Consider the following 19,331-nt stretch of genomic DNA (forward strand, 5'->3'; position numbering starts at 1 on the left):
TTCAATCTACGACATCGAATTAGTGTTTTTCATGTGGTCTTGTCCCAACACACAATGGGAAACATAGCCGTGCCCGTCATTCGCGGAATCGACAGAGTCGTTTCATACAAGGCACCTCTGCAAAGAAGGGTCTGTCTACTGAGGACTTAGATAGGCCTCTGGTGTATGAAAGGGGGACGCAGACCACATGAACTCCGTAGAATTCAATGATCAACCAAACGCTACAGGGGCGACGGGATGAAGTCAGAAACGTGGGATGTGCGCCATGTCTACCAGGGACGACGCCTCTTTGCTGTTCCGCACTACCAGCGAGCCTACGCGTGGTCCCGGGCCGACCAGTGGGAGGCGTTGTGGGAAGACATCAAGGCCAAGGCTGAGGACCGCTTGGCGCTTGATCCCAAGCAGATCGCCCCGCACTTTCTGGGAGCCACCGTGGTCGAGCAGCAGCCACGATCAGGCCTGCGCGGGGTGGATACCTTCCACATCATCGACGGCCAACAGCGTCTCACCACGCTGCAGTTCGTGCTGCGCGGCCTAGTAGTGGCCTTCAACGAGGCGACCATCTCCGGGTTGGTGGCCACCTTTGAGGATTGCATGCGCAACGGATCGGCCGACACGATGAACCGCCCGGAGGTGGAGACCTACAAACTCTGGCCCACCTTCCGCGATCAGGCCAATTTCACGCACGCGTTCGCCTGCAACACCTTCGATCACTTGCGCGCCGCGTTTCCCGCCTGTTTCACCCAACAGGGGCACCTGCGTGCTTACGGCGCTCACCCGCCGGCATTAGAGGCCATCTGGTACTTTGCATCGCGGTTCCACGAATGGATTACCGAAGAGGGTGATCACGCCCAGCGGGCCGAGGCGTTGGCCCTGGCGGTGTTGGAAGACCTGCGGCTGGTGATGATCTTTCTGGAAGAGGCCGACGATGCCCAGACCATCTTCGAGACATTGAACGGTCGCGGCGCCGCCTTGAACGCCACCGACTTGGTGCGCAACTTCATTTTCATGCGCGCCGCGCGCGAGAACACCGAGTCAGCCGATCTCTACGAGTCCAAGTGGACGCCCTTCGAGCAGGAACCCTGGACCAACATCGAAACGCGCGGACGCATCAAGCGGCCCCGATTGGAGTGGCTGCTGTACACCATGCTCCAGGCCGAAGGGCGCGCGGAAGTAGACCTAGCCCGTCTCTACAACCAATACAAAGCCTACGCCGCCCCGAGCGGAAAGCCTCCGCTGACCGCGGCCCAGCAGCTCGATACGCTGACCAAGTACGCGGCGCACTACCAGGCGCTCACTTCCGGCGAAGGCCCGCTGCCCATAGCTCACTTCGGGCGGCGCATTACTCCCTACGAGGCCAGCCCCATTCATCCGCTGGCTTTAATGATCTCTACTTCCAATCGCACCGACGCGGAGAAAACCGCCATCTTCAACCTGCTGGTCTCCTTCCTCGTTCGGCGTGCGGTTTGCGGCCTGACGAACAAGGCTTACGCCAACATCTTCATGTCGCTCATGCGACAGTTGAATCGGGAAGAGGTCTCCGTGGCGGCAGTGAGCAAGCACCTTTCCGGCTCCAAGAGCGATACGACCCGCTGGCCGGACGATGCGGAGTTCCAGCGGGCGCTGACCACCTACGCACTCTACAGCGGCAACCTGGACGCACCCAAGGCCCGCCAAATCCTCACCGAGCTGGAGGCCGCGTGGCGGCGCGGGAAGAAAACCGAGGAATTGGTGCTGCCCAATCTCAATAATCTGGACATCGAGCACATCATGCCGCGCAGTTGGTACGCGCACTGGCCGCTAACCGATGGAGCACACGCCACCAAAGAGGAACGCGACCAAGCAACCGTCGCTCAACTGAGCGGACTGGAACTCTCGGACAGGCAGCAAGAGATCCTCAAACGGGATGCAGCGATTAGCACCTTGGGCAATCTCACGCTCTTGAACCTCTCCGTCAACCGAGAGGCGCAGAACAAGTCCTTCTCAGAGAAGAAAACGCTGTTAATCGCCCATAGCAACCTCTCCCTCAACACAGCGCTTATCGCCTTGAGTTGCTGGAACGTAGAAGCAATCCAAGAGCGAGGGATGAAACTGACAAACATCGCTATCGCTCTGTATCCGGGATCTCAATAGGCATCGAGATTTTTATGAGGGATGATCTAAACCGGCATGACTGGAACGAGCCGATGCGGCGCCTTGCCAAAGCAACCGTGGTCGCCATGAAGGAATGACCATCCCAGCCCCTAAGGGCTAGCGAAACTCTCTGATTAGGTAGGAGTAACCCACTTCGGTGATGGAGTTTCTTTGTTTCAATTCCTCACCAGGGCTTAGTGTCCCATGGTGACGGAACTTGAGCTTGCTTTTGCCGTCGTAGAGCACTACGACCTCAGGTTCCGCATCTGCCTGAATGTCGAACTCCATGGTCAGCCCGTGGTGCTTGTCAGTCATCGTTGCACGCCCACCTATGAAATCCGCAAGGGTTGTCGGTTTCTGGGCCTTGTCCACTGCGAAAGTGAGCAAGCATGGATCGGCCTTCTCGATCGTATTGGACAAAATAGATATCAGCTCGAACCTCATGGCTCCCTCCCTAAATACTTCACTTGTTGGAGCATAGCAGTGCTTATCCGATTGGCCACAGACGGGCCTCCCGATTTTGGGTCGTTTGATCATTTGCTATCCCTACTGGACATTGACCTTCGATACTAGCTAATAGGTGGTCACGGGCGCGCGCCCGATAACCTTACCTTTGCCGTCTTCGCAAATGTACTTACCGCAGGTGATGCCGCCTTGGTCAACGTCCGCCGGATTCACCGGGAACATTTCCTTGGCAACATCCACAACCGCTCCCATTGGCGTACCTGTGCCGCCTACGCACTCACCGTTGGACTGGCACTCGACCTGGTATTCGGGGTAGCCCGAAGGTGCCATGTCGAGCACGGTCAACTCTGAGTGGATCGAGACCAACGCATCTCCGATGGCATCCAGGGGTGACTTACCCGGATAGAACGAGGCCACCACATTCCCGTAGGTGTTTGGCGTCACCTTCGAGCTGTCACCCCGCGTTTTGGCTGCCGTGTCTCGCTGGACAGCCTGTAGCATCGCCTGCTGGCTTGGGGCTTGCGTCGGCTGCTGCACTTGAGCAGCTTGCGGTACTGAGCCATGGGCCCTATCACCCGAATCACCCAGCGCACCCGAAAGCGCCGCAGTTGTATCTCTGCTGGTGGGACTGTTATCGGGCGGGCTTCCAGAGTAGTAGCCGTTCGCATCGTAATCCGGCGAATGGGAGCGGCTATACAGGTAGCCGAGGAACACTGCTGTGGCGCACGCCACGATGACGATCAAGAGCACCCACACTCCCTTGCTCATGAAACTCTTCCCCACCAGGGGAGGCAGCATTTGCGTGACTTTCGCTTGTGGTGTGATCGACCGCTCGGTGGCGGGAGCGTGGCTCTGGAGTGCCTCTGCTTGAGCAATCTGCTGCCGACCTGTTGCGAGCTGGGTTTGTGGTGGCGTTGCCAGGGCGATCTGTAGCTTGGCCCGCTTGTACCCAAGAACAAACACGATCAGACGAACGAACACCAGAAAGCCCAAGAACATCAGGCCTGCAAAGTTGAACAACAGCATGATGGCGAACATGATCGCGACTTGAATCCAGTATCGCTGGAGCGGTTTCTGGGTGTTTCGCCATCCTTGGAGCCAGCCTGCGTGCCTTGCTCGTACATTCGGCTGGGGAAACTTGTCACCGTATGCCTTCATCACCATCACTGACAGATTGAAGGCTGTCAGCAGCGTCAAAATCAAAGCTACAGCGTCCATCGCTTTCCCCTAAGTGTTTGGGTCGACTTCAAGCCTGCTCACGAACACGAAGCGCTCCCTGCGGAGCGCTTCGTGTCTGCGGCCAGGTAGTTTCAAGACGGCTCATGCCTCTTGGTGTCAGCCACCTAGATTTGTTTCGACCACGTACTGCGCGTAGGTGGTTGTGTCGTTACGGATCATGGCCTGGATAGCATGTTGAGTTCCGATGTCGTAGTAGTTCACCAGCTTTTCTTTTCCGTTCTTGAATTTGTACTCGGAACCGGCAAATACAAAAACAGGATCGCCGTTCTCGGACATGCTCCATTGGAACAGTTCGTCGATACTCGTCGTGGCGTTGGCATCTAGCTGTTGCAGCTTGGATGACAAGTCCGCATCGAGCGAAGCGAGAGCTTGATCCTTGCTGGCCAGCAAGGAGTCGAGCTTCTTCTTGGTGTTTATGACATCCAGTCTGGCCTGGGGAATCCGGATCCGGTCATCCAATATCTGCCCCTCATCCGACGCTGCTGCGGCAACTGCACTATTGAGATCAGCACGAGCCTGGTTAGGCCACGTGGCGCTGTTGGAAAGATCACCATGTGCGCTCTGGATATCGGCTTGGAATGTTGCAACCGCTTGGTGTAAGGGATCGCTGTTTGTTTCCGCCTCCGTAAAACCATCCCAAAAGTTAGTGACGGCGACCGTGTCGAAGTTATTTTCGACCCGCGCGTTATTCAGCAGATTCTCCAAGTCATGGGCATGCTTAACCTTGGCCTCAAGCTGGTCGTCAGGCGTGTTGTCTGGATATTTCGATGCCAATCCAGATGCCTTCAACGTGGCGAGCCGTTTTTCAGCATCGCTCAGATCGTCTTGGGCATCCTTGCCGTAGGCATCCTTCGCAGACTGATACTGATCTTTCAGCTTTTTGGTCGCGTTGGCTAACGCATTGTTGAAGTAATCATCCACGCCGTTGAAGGTGCACCGGTACTCGACGATCTTCCGACCTCGATCGTCGGTGATCTCGTCCCATTTGACGGAGTCGCATACCTTCCGATTGTCGAAGGCCTGTCCCACCGTGTAGGACTGGTCCTGGTCGAGCGTTTGCTTCTTGACGGCGTCGATGTCGCTATTGCCGCAACCGGCAAGACTGACACTCCACGCCACCACCGACACTTTCGCAGCCGCTCGCAGCACCGAGCGGCCACCTTGACCTGCTTGATTCATGGAAATACCCCTGTCGATTGGAAAGATTCTTTTTCAACCCTTCGCAAGTGAACGCCTTCAGCGTCGTCGCTAGCGAACACGGGGAGGTCGCCCGAAGCGTCTCCCCGCGAGATCGTCATCATAGTAGATCATCTACTAAGCGAATATCGAATAGCTGCTTAACCGATTGCCGCATATAGCTTTAAGGTCCGTTGCCGAATGTCCGAGCGGGCCATGCCAGCACCCAAAAAGACGCCCAAGTCCATCTACCGACCGGAAATCCTGGTCGTCATCGGCCTGTTGCGGGAGATGCGGGAGGCCACAGGTCTGAACCAGACGGCTTTCGCTGCCAAACTGGCAAGGTCGCAGACCTATGTGAGCCAGGCCGAGCGGGGAGCCGTGCGGCTAGATGCCCTACAACTGCGAGATTGGTGCCGTGCTTGCGGCACGAACCTCATCGACTGGGCGCATCGGATGGAAGGGGCGCTAGGCGAGGATAAGGCCCCGCCGCGCAAGAGACGCTGACGCTGCGACGGTAGTACGCGCTATCCCCAAACATCACGGTATAGACCCCAAGGCCCAGCACATCACTGTGCTGGGCCTTGGGGAGCTACTAAGCGGCTAACGGGCCATCACCTACGCCTACTCGTGCGCTTTCATCGCGCCTTCTTCCTTACGGTATTCCAGATACCAACGGATGCAGACTGCCTAGAGGAAACTCGCCACGAACAGCACGACGAACACAAGTAATCCCTCGCCCAACGTAGGGCATGGATAGCCCACCCACGATCGGTCAAACATCACCAAGACTCCTATGAGAAGACGGCTTGCGCATGAATGCCATGTGCAAGGAACAGATGCTGCTCTGCTCAGCGTGGTGATATAGATTTGAAAGTTTGTTGGATGGTCAGGTGGACTGGTGCTTAAGCTGGATGACTTTGACACCTACTCGAAGGCCGTCCAAATAATCTGCCCATGCCTGCATAACTTCCCGTCGCTTCTCTCGGAACTTGACGCGGGCATAGGCTGCTTCCACTTCATCCTTAGGCGCATGAGCCAATTGAGCTTCCAGCACGTCCACATCAATCTCCAAACGCTCACGCCCCAGCGTTCGCAATGAAGCGCGGAAACCATGTGTGGTGTGCTCGCCTTGGAACCCCATATCTCGCAATGCTTTGCTCAAGGCATCTCGGCTGAGATGAGGTGAATTTTGGCGCGCCTGAGGAGGAAATACGTACTCACCTCCCATATTTCGCTCGTGCATCTCACGCAGTACCAATAGCGCCTGTTCCGGTAGTGATGTACTGAAGTCCTGGCCAGTTTTCATTCGATTGGTGCCATCCGGATTCTTTCCAGGGATGCGCCACTCTCCTGCATCCAAATCGATTTCCTTCCATTGGGCACTCGCAACTACACCAGAACGCATAGCGGTTAGAGCAGCCAAAATCAGCGCTGCGCGCACAACGCGGTTCTCATGGGCATCGATAGCCCGCATGACTTCACCTAGCTTGCCGTCGTTGTCGGTCACCGCAGGCATATGGCCACTACGATACGTAGGCAGAATACGATCGAGTCGTAATCGACTTTCATCCGGCCGAAGTCCCTCATTGATCGCGTGATCAACGATGCTACCGAGATATTGACGCGCCTTGCGGGCCAATTGCGGAGTCTCCTTGGCCATCTCCACCAATACAGGGCGCACGTCCTTCGTCTCCAGCCGACGCATATCCAGATCGGCTAACTTGGGGACAAGATACGAATCCACCACAAGGCGAGCCTTGCGGTAAGTTTCTGTTGCCCAACTCGGGCGTTTCTCGGCCATCCATCGCCCCGATACAGCCCGGAACGATGCATGCTCAATCTCAGCACGTAGTAGTGCCTCGGCAGCCAGCTCCTCGTCCGCCACCGCTTCGACTTCTTGGCGAGCCTTACGAACGCCAGCAGTGGTCTTGCCTTGCTTAGCATCACGCTGCACTTCCACAGCTTTGACACGCGCCTCGGCTAGCGACATCTCCGGGTAATGCCCGACAGTCGCCGGTGCGGGACGCGAACCGTCCGGGAGGCGATAACGCACACGCCAGGACTTCCGCCCGGCGGGACTGATCCAGAGCACTAACCCATTACCGTCGGACAGGAAATACGCCTCATCCTTGGGCTTGGCTTTCCGGATATGAAGTTCGGTCAGTGATGCGGCAAGACGCGGCATTAGCTTGAGACCTATTTGGGTACATAGCGAAGAGATTGTACCCAAAATTATACCCACTGCTCCTGGATCTCCTTGGACCGGCCAGGACACCTCTGGACACCAGGCAATAAAAAACCCCGCATTTACGCGGGGTTATCTACGACTCTGGACTGATATGGACAATCTAGAATCTTGCATTGGTGCCCAAGAGGGGACTCGAACCCCTACGCCCTAAAGCGCTACCACCTCAAGGTAGTGCGTCTACCAATTCCGCCACCTGGGCAGGTGTCTTGCTTACTGCTTCTTCTGCGGCGCCGGTGCGGCCGGCACTTCGCCTTGTTGCTTGTTCGCGGCCGGAGCCACGGGTACCGCGGTATTGTTCGCGGCAGCGGGCACTTCCGGGTTTGCCGGAGTGGTCGCAGCCGTCGCCTGCTTGGCGGGGGCCGGCGTGCTCATGCCGGCCATCACGCCAAGATCGGCGCCGCTGCTTTGCGTGGCGCCATGACTGTGCAGGTACACGCCCATGCCGAGGCTCAGCGCGAAGAACAGCGAAGCGAGCACGGCAGTGGCTCGGGTCAGGAAGTTGGCCGAGCCGCGCGCACCGAATACCGTGGCCGAAGCACCGCCGCCGAAACCGGAGCCGGCGCTGGCGCCTTCGCCGTTCTGCAGCAGGATCAGCACGGTCATCGCCGCGGCGATCAGGATGTAAAACACGCTGAAAATGACGAACATGTGTGCAATCGAGCCCGTGGCGACTAGTGCGCCGCTGCGCAGATTCCAAGGAAGTCAGAAGCGGTCAGCGAGGCTCCACCGATCAGCCCGCCATCCACGTCCGACTGCGCGAACAACTCGGCGGCATTGGCCGCCTTGACGCTGCCGCCGTAAAGCAGCCGAGTCAGACGGGCAATCATAGCATCTTCCTTTTGCAATTGGCTACGGATGAACGCATGCATTTGCTGTGCCTGCTGGGGCGTGGCGGTACGGCCAGTGCCGATGGCCCATATCGGTTCGTAGGAGATCACGGCCGTGTCGAACGCCCCGATGCCGCAGGCGGCAAGCACGGCATGCAACTGGCGCGCGACCACGGCTTCGGCTTCGCCGCCCTCGTGTTGTGCCAGCGTCTCGCCCACGCACAGGATGGGCGTAAGGCCCGCGGCACGCGCGGCGATGAACTTGCGCGCCACCAGCGCATCGCTTTCGCCATGGTATTGGCGGCGCTCGGAATGCCCCACGATCACCCATTGCGCGCCGCAATCGGCCAGCATCGCGGCGGAGACCTCGCCGGTATATGCGCCCTGTCCTTCGTGGGCGCTGAGATCCTGCGCACCCACGCCGATGCCGGCCTCGGCACAGGCCGCGGCCACGTCGCCCAGATAGGGGAACGGCGGGCACACCACCACGTCGACGCCTCCCGTGCCGGCGGCGGCGATCTCGCCGCAAAGGGCGCCGGCCATCGAACGGCTACCGTGCATCTTCCAGTTGGCGGCAACAAGCTTCTTGCGCATGTTCGACGTGCATCCGTTCCGATAAAACCGAGATTTTACGCGACGATACGGGACTGGTATTGCTGCGGCGCAACGTCCAAGATGCCACGACCCTCCAGGAGAAACGCATGACGCCAGTCCGCCCGCTCAGCCTCGTCACCGGCGCATCCGCCGGCATCGGCGCCGCCTTCGCTCGTGCGCTCGCGGCACGCGGCCACGACCTGGTGCTGACTGCGCGTCGCGTCGACCGGCTCGAATCGCTGGCCGGGGAACTGCGTCAACAGCATGCCTGCAAGGTGACTGCACTGGCGGCCGACTTGGCCGACCCCGCCGCGCCGGGGACTTTGTGCGATGAACTCGCGCAGCGTGGACTCGCTGTGGATTGGCTGATCAACAATGCCGGCTACGGCGTCCCCGGCACCTTCGTGGCGAACGACTGGCGCACGCATGCGGACTTCCTGCAGGTGCTGCTGACAGCACCCGTCGAACTGGCGTGGCGACTGCTTCCCGGCATGCGGGAACGCGGCTACGGCCGTATCGTCAACGTGGCGTCGCTGGCTGGCCATGTACCGGGCACCGCGGGACACACGCTGTACGCGCCCGCCAAGGCGTTCCTGATCAAGTTCTCGCAAGGGCTCGCGCTCGAGAGCCACGAACGCGGCGTGCACGTCTGCGCGCTATGCCCTGGCTTCACGTATTCCGAGTTCCACGATGTCACCGGTACCCGCATGCTGATGAACAAGCTCCCCGGCTTCATGTGGCAGAGCGCCGAGGCAGTGGTGACCGAAGGCATCGACGCGGTGGAGCGTGGCGAGATCGTGCATGTCACCGGCCGTGTGAACCGCATGATCAAGACCATGTTCAAACTGTTGCCCGACCGCGTGGCCATGAACCTGTCGGCCAGGCAATCCAAGCGGTACCGGGCGCAGGACGCCGCCTGAGCCGCGACTTTCCTTGCCTCATCGAGAGCGGATGCCGGCGCCCTGAAAACCAGCCGCTTTCGCCCTGCTGCCCTTCAGAGAGTGGCGAGGCTTCGCTTGCAATAGTCCGGGATCGCCAAGACTGCCGGCCTGAGGGCCTGGTGCGCCGCGTGCCACAGGCACTCCATCGACGTCTCCGCCGCGGTGGCGTTACCCAATGCGCTCGACACTTCGCGCATGCGTCGTTGCACGGTGTCGTATGCCGTGGCCAGTCCACCGCAGGCTGGTGAGGCCGCGTACTCCAGGGAAGTCGGCAAGGTGCCGGACACGCAAGGGGAATACCAGATCAGTTGTGAGATCGAGGCTCCCCTGCCCAGCCAATAGCGCGACACCTCCCTTTGCCGCGCATTGATGTAAGCCACCTGCGACCAGTAGGCGTCGATCTGCATCGCCATCAGCCTGGCGCCCTTGGGCGCGGCCTCTTCGTCGCTCGGGGGATGGCCTTCCAGCAGCGCCCTTTCCTTCTTGTACAGCGCAGCAGCCTTGGCGACGACATCGTCCTGGCTACCCGCCACGGGTGGTGCCTCGAGAAGCTGGTCGGTCTCCTGCATGTATGCCTTCAACTCGCGCTCGACGAGATCGGCCGAGGATGCCTGGAATGCCATCAGCTGCGCCTTGTCGGCGGCCATCTCCCTGTAGCGGTCGATCACCTGTCCATACTCGTCTTCGCTGGCGGTGACCAAGGCCGCGAAAGTACCGAGCTTGTCCGCCCCCATCTGCCTGTCGGGGGTTTTCCACGACAGTCTGAATCCGTCGGCCCGCATGTTCCCGGTCATCTCGGTCATCGAAGAGCGCAGTGGCTCGTCCTGCAGCTGGACAGTCAACGGCGCCGTGCTGTTGATGACGATCTTGCCCGGCGTCGCGGCGATACCAGCGTTGCCCATTGTCCCGGTCAGCTTCGAACTCAGTCGGACCAGCGCCCCGTTTTCGTCAAGGCGAACAACTTCCAGCGTGCCACTGAACTGGTCGCCGTCGACGCGGGTGATCCTGACTGCGAAGGCCCTGGGTTCCTGCCCTCCCGCCATGGCGCCCTGTCCCGCATTTGCATACAGCCCCGGCACCAGGGTCATGGGCTTCGGCGGCGGCGCTCCGAGGTAAATGCGAACCTGGGACAGGCAGGACAGAGGCAACGCGAGCAGCAACACCGCAAGCAATCGACGCACCAGCGACTTCATTGGATTCCCCAGGTTGCTGCGCACTCGCAGGAACGACCGCGATGTTAGCGAACGCGAGAGGCAGTCAACGGCTCAATTGTGGAAATCCCGAGGCAGCGCCTGACCCATGCCCGTCCGGAGACGGTATGCCGCCACGGGCTTGCAGCGGGCTCCATGCGTGATTCACCGGGCAAACGCTGGCGAGTGCGCGATAGGCGCTCTCGCCAGCGTTTCCGGTCATATCAACTTGATCTCGCGCAGACGCTGTTGCAGGTATTCGTGCGAAGTGATGGGCGCCTCGTAACGCTTCGGATTGTCCGGCGTCACGCACTGCGGCAGCGGATCGAGCACCACGTCGGGATTGGGGTGCAGGAAGTACGGCACCGAATAGCGCGGCTTGCGCGCATTGGCATTCTGCGGGTTCACCACGCGGTGGGTGGTGGACGGGTACACGTGGTTGGTCAGGCGCTGCAGCATGTCGCCGATGTTCACCACGATGGCGTCGCCCTCGGTGGTGATCGGCAGCCACTCGCCTTCGCGGGTGAGCACTTCCAGGCCTTCCGCGCTGGCACCGACCAGCAGGGTGATGAAGTTGATGTCCTCGTGCGCGCCGGCGCGCACGTTCGGCACATTGTCGTCGGTGATCGGCGGGTAGTGGATCGGCCGCAGGATGGAGTTGCCCTGCTCGGTCTTGTCCTCGAAATAGCTTTCGGGCAACCCGATGTGCAAGGCCAGCGCACGCAGCACGCGGGTGCCCAACTGGTCCAATGCTTCGAACAGGCCATAGCCGTACCGGTGGAACTCCGGCACTTCGTTCGGCCACAGGTTGGGTGCCATCACGTCGGCGAACTTCGAGTCGCGCGGGATCTCGCGGCCGACGTGCCAGAACTCCTTGAGGTCGGCGTGCTTGCTGTCCTTGGCGGTTTCCACCTTGAACGGCGTATAGCCGCGCGCGCCGCCGCTGCCCGGCACGTGGTACTTCATCTTGGTCTCGTCAGGCAACGCGAAGAAACGCTGGAACGCATCGTAGGCGCCGTCGACCAGTTCGCGCGGAATGCCGTGGCCGCTGATGCAGCAGAAGCCGAATTCGCGATAAGCCGCGCCGAGCTCGGCCACGAAGGCTTCGCGATCGCTGTCGTAACGACGGATGTCGAGGGTGGGAACGTTTTTCATGGTCGTGTCCAGTCAGGGCTGCGGTCGATTTGTGATACGTCACCGCAGGGACGTTCACGTCGGGCCAATCCTTGGCGACCGGTTCCTCTCACCTGTGGCCGGCACGAGCCGACTGGTTCACGAGCGTTCTGCGACCGATTTTACGACGTCGGCCAGACTTTGCGCCAATCGCTGCACTTCGGCTGCGTCGGCGCCTTCCACGGTGACGCGCACCAGCGGTTCGGTGCCGGAGGCACGCAGCACCACGCGGCCACGGCCGTGTAGGGTGCGTTCCGTATCGGCCAGCGCCTGCAGCACTTCGTCGCCTGCCAGGGCTTCGCGCGCGCCCTCGGCGCGCACGTTGATCATCACCTGCGGCATTTTCTGCAGGTTCCGGCGCGCCTCGGCGAAATCCTCGCCGGCCAGCGCTTCGAACACGGCCAGTGCGGAAACGATGCCGTCACCGGTGGTGACGCGATCCAGGCACAACACGTGGCCGGAGGTTTCGCCGCCCAGCACGCCGCCGTGTTCCTTGAGCTGCTGCAGCACGTAGCGGTCGCCCACCTGCGCGCGCACCAGCGGCACGCCGAGCTTGTCGAGCGCGAGTTGCAGGCCGTAGTTGCTCATCAGCGTGCCGACCACCGGGCCTTGCAGCTGGCCACGCGCCTGCCAGGCGCGCGCGATCACGTAGAGCAGGTCGTCGCCGTCGGCGAGCCCACCGTGGCGGTCCACCATCTGCACGCGGTCGCCGTCGCCGTCGAAGGCGATGCCGACGTCCGCGCCCAGTTCCTGCACTGCGCGCTGCAAGGCCTGCGGATGGGTGGAGCCCACGTCGCGATTGATGTTGAAGCCGTCCGGCTTGTCGCCGAAGGCGACCACTTCGGCGCCCAGCTCGGCAAACACCTTGGGCGCAACCTGGTACGTGGCGCCGTTGGCGCAATCCAGCACGATCTTGAGGCCATTGAGGTTGAAGTCCTCGGCCACCGTGCTTTTGCAGAACTCGGCGTAGCGGGTCACCGCGTCGTCGATGCGGCGCACCTTGCCCAATTGCTCGGAAGGCACGGTGACGAAGGGGGCGTCGATCTCCGCCTCGATGGCGGCTTCCATCGCATCGCTGAGCTTTTCACCGCGCGCGGAAAAGAACTTGATGCCGTTGTCGTAGTGCGGGTTGTGCGAGGCACTGATGACGATGCCGGCCTCGGCGCGCAGCGAATGGGTGAGATAAGCCACGGCAGGCGTCGGCATCGGCCCCAGCATGCGCACGTCCACGCCCGCGGAAACCAGACCCGCCTCCAGCGCGGCCTCGAACATGTAGCCGGAAACGCGGGTGTCCTTGCCGATCAGCACGGTGCGCCTGGCGCCGCCTTTCCGGCTGAGCACGGCACCCAGGGCGCGGCCGAGGCGCAGCATGAATTCGGCGTTGATCGGCCACTCGCCCACCCTGCCGCGGATGCCGTCGGTGCCGAAGTATTTGCGTTCACTCATAAGGGGTTTCCCGAGCAGGTTCCCTGTCCCTGCGCCGGCGCTTCGTGCGCCGACGCCCAGGCGATTCTTTTTCTAGTCTTCGTCCGGCCAGCGCGGAGTCGTCGGCTTCGGATCGCGACGTGGCGCCTCGTCACCCGCATGCACGCCCCGCCAGACCGCCAGCGCATCCATGGTCGCTGCCACGTCATGCACGCGCACCATGCACGCGCCACGCTGAACTGCGATCAACGCGGCGGCGGCGGAGCCGACGGCGCGTTCGGCCGGTGCCTCGCGGCCGGTCAGCGCCCCGATCATCGACTTGCGCGACAAACCCGCGTAGACGCCGCTGCCCAGGTCCGCGAAACGTTCCAGCGCACGCAGCAAGGCCAGGTTGTGCTCGAGATCCTTGCCGAAACCGAAACCGGGATCGACCAGCACCTTGCGCTTGTCGATGCCGGCCAACTCGCAGGCGAACAGGCGGTCGGCGAGGAAGCGGTGCACTTCGCCCACCACGTCGTCGTAATGCGGCGCCTCCTGCATGCGGCGCGGTTCGCCCTGCATGTGCATCAGGCACACCGGCACGCCGAGTGCGGCCACCGCGTCCAGCGCGCCTTCGCGGCGCAGGGCGTAGACGTCGTTGACCATGCCTGCGCCAGCGGCCACCGCAGCCCGCATCACCTCGGGCTTGGAGGTGTCGACGGCGATGGGCAAGGAGGTGCGCGCGGCCAGCTGTTCGATCACCGGGATCACGCGGCGCAGTTCTTCTTCGACGGATACGTCCTCCGCGCCGGGGCGGGTGGACTCGCCGCCCACGTCGAGCATGTCGGCGCCCTGCTCCGCCAGCAGCAACCCATGCGCCACCGCGGATTCCACATCGGCGAAGCGGCCGCCGTCGGAAAACGAATCGGGCGTGACATTGACGATGCCGGCCACGCGCGGGCGATCCAGCACCAGCTTGCGGCCCGCGCAGTCGAGCACGGGCGCGAACATGGCATCCAGGAGGCTATTCATCGTCGCCCTGCCCGCCCAACGCCCCCATGTGGCGGCGGTAGTAGCGCAGCTCCTCGATGGAGTCCCGGATATCCGACAGCGCGGTATGCGCGGATTCCTTGCTGAAGCCCTTGCCGATGGCGGGCGCCCAGCGGCGCGCCAGTTCCTTCAGGGTGGAGACGTCGAGGTTGCGGTAATGGAAGAAGCGTTCCAGGCGCGGCATCTGCCGATGCAGGAAGCGACGGTCCTGGCAGATCGAGTTGCCGCACATCGGCGACTTGCCCGCCGGCACCCAGTCGCGCAGGAAGTCCAGCGTGGCCAGTTCGGCCGCGGCGTGGTCCGCAGTGGAGTCCAGCGCCTGCTGCCATAGCCCCGAACGGCCATGCTGGTTGCGGTTCCAGGTATCCATCGCTTCCAGCCGATCCAGCTCATGGCGGATGGCGAACACCGGGCCCTCGGCCAGTACGTTCAACTCTTTGTCGGTGACGATGGTGGCGATTTCCAGGATCGAATCGGCATCGGTGTCGAGGCCGGTCATCTCCAGATCGATCCAGATCAGGTTGTCGTCGTTGGCTTGGCTCATGGGTTCTCCTTCGCCGCGCAGTCTATCAGCCGGCACGCCATGCGATGATTCGAGGAGCCTGCCGGACTTGGGCCGATCGGGCTGCAAATCCATCCACGCGATCCATCATCACGGCTGCTTCCTGGCCCATGGAACGACCGGGGCCGGCGAAGCGTCGAAAACCCGTCCGCGCCTGGTTGAATTTCGCCTCGACCGTTCAAGTCCCACAGGCTCCTGCATGCAGACTTTTCTCTGGCACGACTACGAGACCTTCGGCGCCGACACCCGGCGCGACCGTCCGGTGCAGTTCGCCGGCATCCGCACGAACATGGAGCTGGAGATCGTCGGCGAGCCGGTGATGTTCTTCTGCCAGCCGCCACGCGACAGCCTGCCCCAGCCCGAGGCCTGCCTGATCACCGGCATCACCCCGCAGCAGGCCGGGCGCGAAGGCGTGAACGAGGCCGACTTCGCCGCACGCGTGCACGAACAGTTCGCCGTGCCGGGTACCTGCGGCGTCGGCTACAACTCGCTGCGCTTCGACGACGAGGTGACGCGGCAACTGCTCTACCGCAATTTCTTCGAACCGTATGGCCGCGAGTGGGAGAACGGCAACTCGCGCTGGGACCTGATCGACCTTGCGCGCATGTGCGAGGCCCTGCGTCCCGAAGGCATGGCATGGCCGACGCGCGAGGACGGCACGCCGAGCTTCAAGCTGGAGCACCTCGCGGCCGCGAATCATCTGCGGCAGGAGCGCGCGCATGACGCGCTCTCCGACGTGCACGCGCTGATCGAGCTCGCCCGGCTGATCCGCGTGCGCCAACCCAGGCTGTGGGACTGGTTCTACGCGCTGCGTCGCAAGCAGCGCGTGTTCGAGCTGCTGGACGTGACAGGCATGACACCCCTCGTGCATGTCTCCTCACGCTACCCGTCCAGCCGGCACTGCCTCAGCCTGATCGCACCGCTGGCGATGCACCCTTCGCGCCCCGGCGAAATCATCGTCTACGACCTCACCACCGATCCCGCCGAACTGCTGGCGCTGGACGAGGACGAGATCGCCGACCGCGTGTTCACTGCGCGCGCCGACCTGCCCGAGGATGTCGCGCGCATCCCGCTGCGCACCGTGCGCGCGAATCGCGCGCCTGCGCTGGCGCCGCTCTCCGCGCTGAAAGGCGTCGACCTGCAGCGCTTGCAGCTCGATCCCGCGCTTTGCCTCGCGCATCGCGACGCCCTGGCCGCCGCCGACGGCCTCGCCGCCAAAGTCTGCCGCGTGTTCGCGCGCGCCGCCGAACTGCCGCCGCCGGAGGATCCCGAACTCGCCCTGTACGCAGGCTTCCTCCCCGACGCGGACAAGCGCCTGCTGCGCGAGGTGCGCGCCACGCCGCCGGAACAACTGGCCACGCGTGCCTTCGCGTTCCGCGATCCGCGTTATGCGGAACTGCTGTTCCGCTACCGCGCGCGCAACTGGCCGGAAACGCTGGATGCCGGCGAACGCGAACGCTGGGAGAACTTCCGTCGCCAGCGCCTCACGCGCCCGACGCCGCTGACCACGCTCACACTTGACGACTACTTCGCCACCCTCGCCGCCCTGCGTACCGATCCGGCACGGCAAGACAAGCTGCCGCTGCTGGACCAGCTGCAGATCTGGGGCGAACAGCTCGCAACCGAACTGACCTGATTTTACTCGTCATCCCAGCGCAGGCCGGACAAGCGCGAAGCGCGCAGAACGCCCGCAGGGCGACCCCGATGGGGTGAGCGCAGCGAGTCATCCAGCGCCCACGCCTATACACCGGGCACAAAGACACTGGATTCCTGCTTCCGCAGGAATGACGATCAAAAGCCAACCGACCGGATCCCGCTGCCCATGCCACACGCCTACTTCACGCCCGCCACGTTCAAGTTCCTGCGCGCACTCGACCGCAACAACAGCCGCGAGTGGTTCCACGCGCACAAGGACGACTACGAGCGCCACGTGCGCGAGCCCTTCCTGCAGCTCATCACCGACATGCAGGCGCCGCTGGCGAAGATCAGCCCGCACTACCGCGCCGATCCACGCAAGAACGGCGGCTCGCTGTTCCGCATCTTCCGCGACACGCGCTTCTCCAACGACAAGCTGCCGTACAAGCCCTGGCAAGGCTCGCGCTTCTTCCACGAGCGCCGCCACGAAATCCCCGCGCCTTCGTTCTACCTGCACATCCAGCCTGGCGACTGCTTCGCCGGCGGCGGCATGTGGCATCCAGAATCCGACGCGTTGAAGAAGATCCGCGCCTTCCTCGCCGACAATCCCTCCGCGTGGAAGAAAGCCACGCAGAGCAAAACCTTCCGTGACCACCTGCAATTCTGGGGCGAATCACTGAAGCGCCCGCCGCACGGCTTCGACCCCGGCCACGAGTTGATCGAAGACCTGAAGCGCAAGGATTTCGCCGCCGGCGAAGGCCTCGACGAAGCCATGGCCTGCTCTACCGAACTGCTGCCGTGGACGGTGGACTGCTTCAAGCGCGTGGCGCCGATGGTGGATTACCTCTGCGCCACGCAGGAGCTGGAGTTCTGACGCTGCGCGCCTCCAGGCTAGCCCTGATTTTCCGGTCATTCCGGCGCAGGCCGTAGGAGCTTCACAACAGCGAAGCTGGTCATCCGGCAGCCGTAAGGCCTGCACAAGCATGATCGCCACTGGATCCCGGCCTGCGCCGGGATGACGGGGCGAAAGCCCAATTGCTCGGGCAGGTCACTCAGGAGTTCTCAGCGTCCAGCCTCCTGATGCATTCCGACAGCGAGGAACCGCGCGGCGGATGCGGTAAGCGGACCCGGAGGACTCATGCTGGCTTTCATCGGCACGCCCGCAGGTTCACCTGCCCCGGCGAGCATGGGCATGATCAGAGCCGGACGGGTTCCATGCTTCGACTTGGCGGTGGCTTCGAGAAAGAGGAACGGGCGCTCAGCACCACCGACCGCGCGATTCAGCCGTGGGCACCCGGTTCTCGCTTCTGGTAACGCATCATCCACAAGCTGACGGCCACGCTTACTAGCGCGGTGATGACTACGTAGTACGCCGGCGCCATGCGGCCGGCATGCACGGCGAGCCAGCCGATCATCGCGGCAGTGCCCGCGCCGAACACGGCATAGGCCACGTTGTACGAGAACGACAGGCCGGAGAAGCGCACCGGCGGCGGGAACACCTGCACCATCACCACCGGCACCACGCCGGTCACGCCCACCAGCAGGCCGGCCAGTGCGTACAGCGGCAGGAAATGCGCACCGCCCGAGGCAAGGTCGGCGAACAATGCCCAGGTGCCTGCGATCAAGAGCAGCGAGCCGGCCAGCAAGGTCCACAAGGCACCGCATCGGTCGGCCAGCCAGCCATAGACCATGCAGCCTGCGGTGAGCGCGCAAGCCGCCAGCGCATTGCCGAGGAAAGCCAGCTTCGGCGGAATGCCAAAGCCCTTCGGCGCCAGCGTGGGCAGCATCAGGATCAACACCACAATGGCAGCGGTCAGCATCCACGTCACCAGCATCGACACCACGACGCCGCGCCGGTGCCCGGCCAGCACCACGCGCAATGGCAGTTCGCGGCTCAGTTGCTGGCGCTCGCGCATCTCCGCGAACACCGGTGTCTCGCTGAGCCAGCGGCGCAGCCACACCGCGGCGAAGCCGAATACGCCGCCGAGCAGGAACGGCACCCGCCAGCCCCATTCCAGCAGTTGTGCGGGGGCCAGCCGCGCGTTGAGCCACGCCGCCAGCAAGGAACCGATCAGGATGCCCGCAGTCAGCCCCGCGGTGAGGCTGCCGCAGGCGAAGCCCACACGCTCGGCCGGCACGTGCTCGGCCACGAATACCCAGGCGCCCGGCACCTCGCCGCCTACCGCGATGCCCTGCACGATGCGCAAGAGCAGCAGCAGCAACGGCGCCAGCATGCCGACCTGCGCATAGGTGGGCAGCAGGCCGATCGCCAGCGTCGGCAATGCCATCAGGAACACGCTGAGCGTGAACATGCGCTTGCGTCCCGAGCGGTCGCCGAAGTGTGCCATCACGATGCCGCCCAGCGGCCGCGCCAGGTAGCCTGCCGCGAAGATGCCGTAGACCTTGATCTGCGCGAGCCAAGACGCCGTGCCATGCGGAAAGAACAGCACGCCCAGTTGCTGCGTGAGAAACACGAACACCACGAAATCGTAGAACTCCAGCGCGCCGCCAAGGGCGGAAAGCAGCAAGGTGCGTGCGTCGCGGCGATCCAGCGGGCGCGCCGCCGGCAAGGGGATGGTTTCGCTCATTGGAGGAACCGGGACCTGCAGTAAATGAGCCCGCAACATAGCGCACCACGCGGCGTTTCGCGCAACCGTTTTCCTCTATGCTCGCGCGGACTGGAATCGCTTG

General features: G+C 62.6%; 17 protein-coding genes and 1 tRNA gene. 5 read left to right on the forward strand and 13 right to left on the reverse strand.

Features of this window, described 5'->3' with window-relative positions:
• Nucleotides 1–237 precede the first annotated feature (237 nt).
• On the forward strand, nt 238–2,133 hold the full coding sequence (locus ISP25_RS04960) for a DUF262 domain-containing protein (RefSeq protein WP_404612149.1): 1,896 nt from the start codon (nt 238–240) through the stop codon (nt 2,131–2,133).
• Nucleotides 2,134–2,250: 117 nt separating this feature from the next.
• On the opposite strand, the gene ISP25_RS04965 is transcribed toward ISP25_RS04960, so the two are convergent.
• The 3 genes from ISP25_RS04965 to ISP25_RS04975 form a co-directional block, all read right to left on the reverse strand.
• Complete coding sequence (locus ISP25_RS04965; RefSeq protein WP_404612151.1) at nt 2,251–2,577, reverse strand: hypothetical protein; 327 nt, start codon at nt 2,575–2,577, stop codon at nt 2,251–2,253.
• A 129-nt stretch (nt 2,578–2,706) separates the two neighbouring features.
• A complete protein-coding gene (locus ISP25_RS04970) occupies nt 2,707–3,816 on the reverse strand; it encodes a hypothetical protein (protein ID WP_404612153.1) in 1,110 nt (369 codons plus the stop codon).
• A gap of 117 nt (nt 3,817–3,933) precedes the next feature.
• Nucleotides 3,934–5,016 (reverse strand): hypothetical protein, encoded by a 1,083-nt coding sequence (locus tag ISP25_RS04975; protein ID WP_404612155.1) that lies wholly within the window; start codon nt 5,014–5,016, stop codon nt 3,934–3,936.
• A 213-nt stretch (nt 5,017–5,229) separates the two neighbouring features.
• Here ISP25_RS04975 and ISP25_RS04980 point away from each other — a divergent pair, with 213 nt between their 5' ends.
• Nucleotides 5,230–5,520, forward strand: a complete 291-nt coding sequence (locus ISP25_RS04980; RefSeq protein ID WP_404612157.1) for a helix-turn-helix domain-containing protein — start codon at nt 5,230–5,232, stop codon at nt 5,518–5,520.
• A 382-nt stretch (nt 5,521–5,902) separates the two neighbouring features.
• Here the strand turns inward: ISP25_RS04980 and ISP25_RS04985 are convergent, their stop codons facing one another.
• From ISP25_RS04985 to tpiA, 4 genes are all read right to left on the reverse strand, one after another.
• Entirely contained in the window at nt 5,903–7,201 is a 1,299-nt protein-coding gene (locus ISP25_RS04985) for a tyrosine-type recombinase/integrase (protein WP_404612159.1), read from the reverse strand.
• 177 nt (nt 7,202–7,378) lie between these two features.
• A tRNA-Leu gene (locus ISP25_RS04990) sits at nt 7,379–7,463 on the reverse strand.
• A gap of 11 nt (nt 7,464–7,474) precedes the next feature.
• Nucleotides 7,475–7,912 carry a preprotein translocase subunit SecG gene (secG, locus tag ISP25_RS04995; protein ID WP_404612161.1) on the reverse strand — a complete coding sequence of 146 codons (438 nt, stop codon included), beginning with the start codon at nt 7,910–7,912 and terminating at the stop codon, nt 7,475–7,477.
• Between the two features lie 23 nt (nt 7,913–7,935).
• On the reverse strand, nt 7,936–8,685 hold the full coding sequence (gene tpiA, locus ISP25_RS05000; protein ID WP_192155322.1) for a triose-phosphate isomerase: 750 nt from the start codon (nt 8,683–8,685) through the stop codon (nt 7,936–7,938).
• Nucleotides 8,686–8,792: 107 nt separating this feature from the next.
• On the opposite strand from tpiA, the gene ISP25_RS05005 reads away from it, so the two are divergent.
• Nucleotides 8,793–9,605 carry an SDR family NAD(P)-dependent oxidoreductase gene (locus ISP25_RS05005; RefSeq protein ID WP_192155321.1) on the forward strand — a complete coding sequence of 271 codons (813 nt, stop codon included), beginning with the start codon at nt 8,793–8,795 and terminating at the stop codon, nt 9,603–9,605.
• Between the two features lie 74 nt (nt 9,606–9,679).
• Here ISP25_RS05005 and ISP25_RS05010 read toward each other — a convergent pair whose 3' ends face one another.
• From ISP25_RS05010 to orn, 5 genes are all read right to left on the reverse strand, one after another.
• Entirely contained in the window at nt 9,680–10,819 is a 1,140-nt protein-coding gene (locus tag ISP25_RS05010) for a hypothetical protein (protein WP_404612163.1), read from the reverse strand.
• A gap of 216 nt (nt 10,820–11,035) precedes the next feature.
• A complete protein-coding gene (locus ISP25_RS05015) occupies nt 11,036–11,971 on the reverse strand; it encodes an isopenicillin N synthase family dioxygenase (RefSeq protein WP_404612165.1) in 936 nt (311 codons plus the stop codon).
• A 117-nt stretch (nt 11,972–12,088) separates the two neighbouring features.
• Entirely contained in the window at nt 12,089–13,435 is a 1,347-nt protein-coding gene (gene glmM / locus ISP25_RS05020) for a phosphoglucosamine mutase (RefSeq protein ID WP_404612167.1), read from the reverse strand.
• A gap of 72 nt (nt 13,436–13,507) precedes the next feature.
• On the reverse strand, nt 13,508–14,425 hold the full coding sequence (folP, locus tag ISP25_RS05025) for a dihydropteroate synthase (RefSeq protein ID WP_404612169.1): 918 nt from the start codon (nt 14,423–14,425) through the stop codon (nt 13,508–13,510).
• Nucleotides 14,418–14,987 carry an oligoribonuclease gene (orn, locus tag ISP25_RS05030; protein ID WP_192155314.1) on the reverse strand — a complete coding sequence of 190 codons (570 nt, stop codon included), beginning with the start codon at nt 14,985–14,987 and terminating at the stop codon, nt 14,418–14,420. The genes folP and orn overlap by 8 nt, the downstream gene beginning before the upstream one ends.
• Before the next feature lie 217 nt (nt 14,988–15,204).
• Between orn and sbcB the strand changes: the two genes are divergently transcribed.
• Nucleotides 15,205–16,641 (forward strand): exodeoxyribonuclease I, encoded by a 1,437-nt coding sequence (gene sbcB, locus ISP25_RS05035; protein WP_404612171.1) that lies wholly within the window; start codon nt 15,205–15,207, stop codon nt 16,639–16,641.
• A gap of 186 nt (nt 16,642–16,827) precedes the next feature.
• Nucleotides 16,828–17,514, forward strand: a complete 687-nt coding sequence (locus ISP25_RS05040; RefSeq protein ID WP_192155310.1) for a DUF2461 domain-containing protein — start codon at nt 16,828–16,830, stop codon at nt 17,512–17,514.
• Nucleotides 17,515–17,920: 406 nt separating this feature from the next.
• On the opposite strand, the gene ISP25_RS05045 is transcribed toward ISP25_RS05040, so the two are convergent.
• Entirely contained in the window at nt 17,921–19,228 is a 1,308-nt protein-coding gene (locus ISP25_RS05045) for an MFS transporter (protein ID WP_404612173.1), read from the reverse strand.
• Between the last annotated feature and the right edge of the window lie 103 nt (nt 19,229–19,331).

It is taken from the genome of Rhodanobacter hydrolyticus (genome assembly GCF_044904645.1).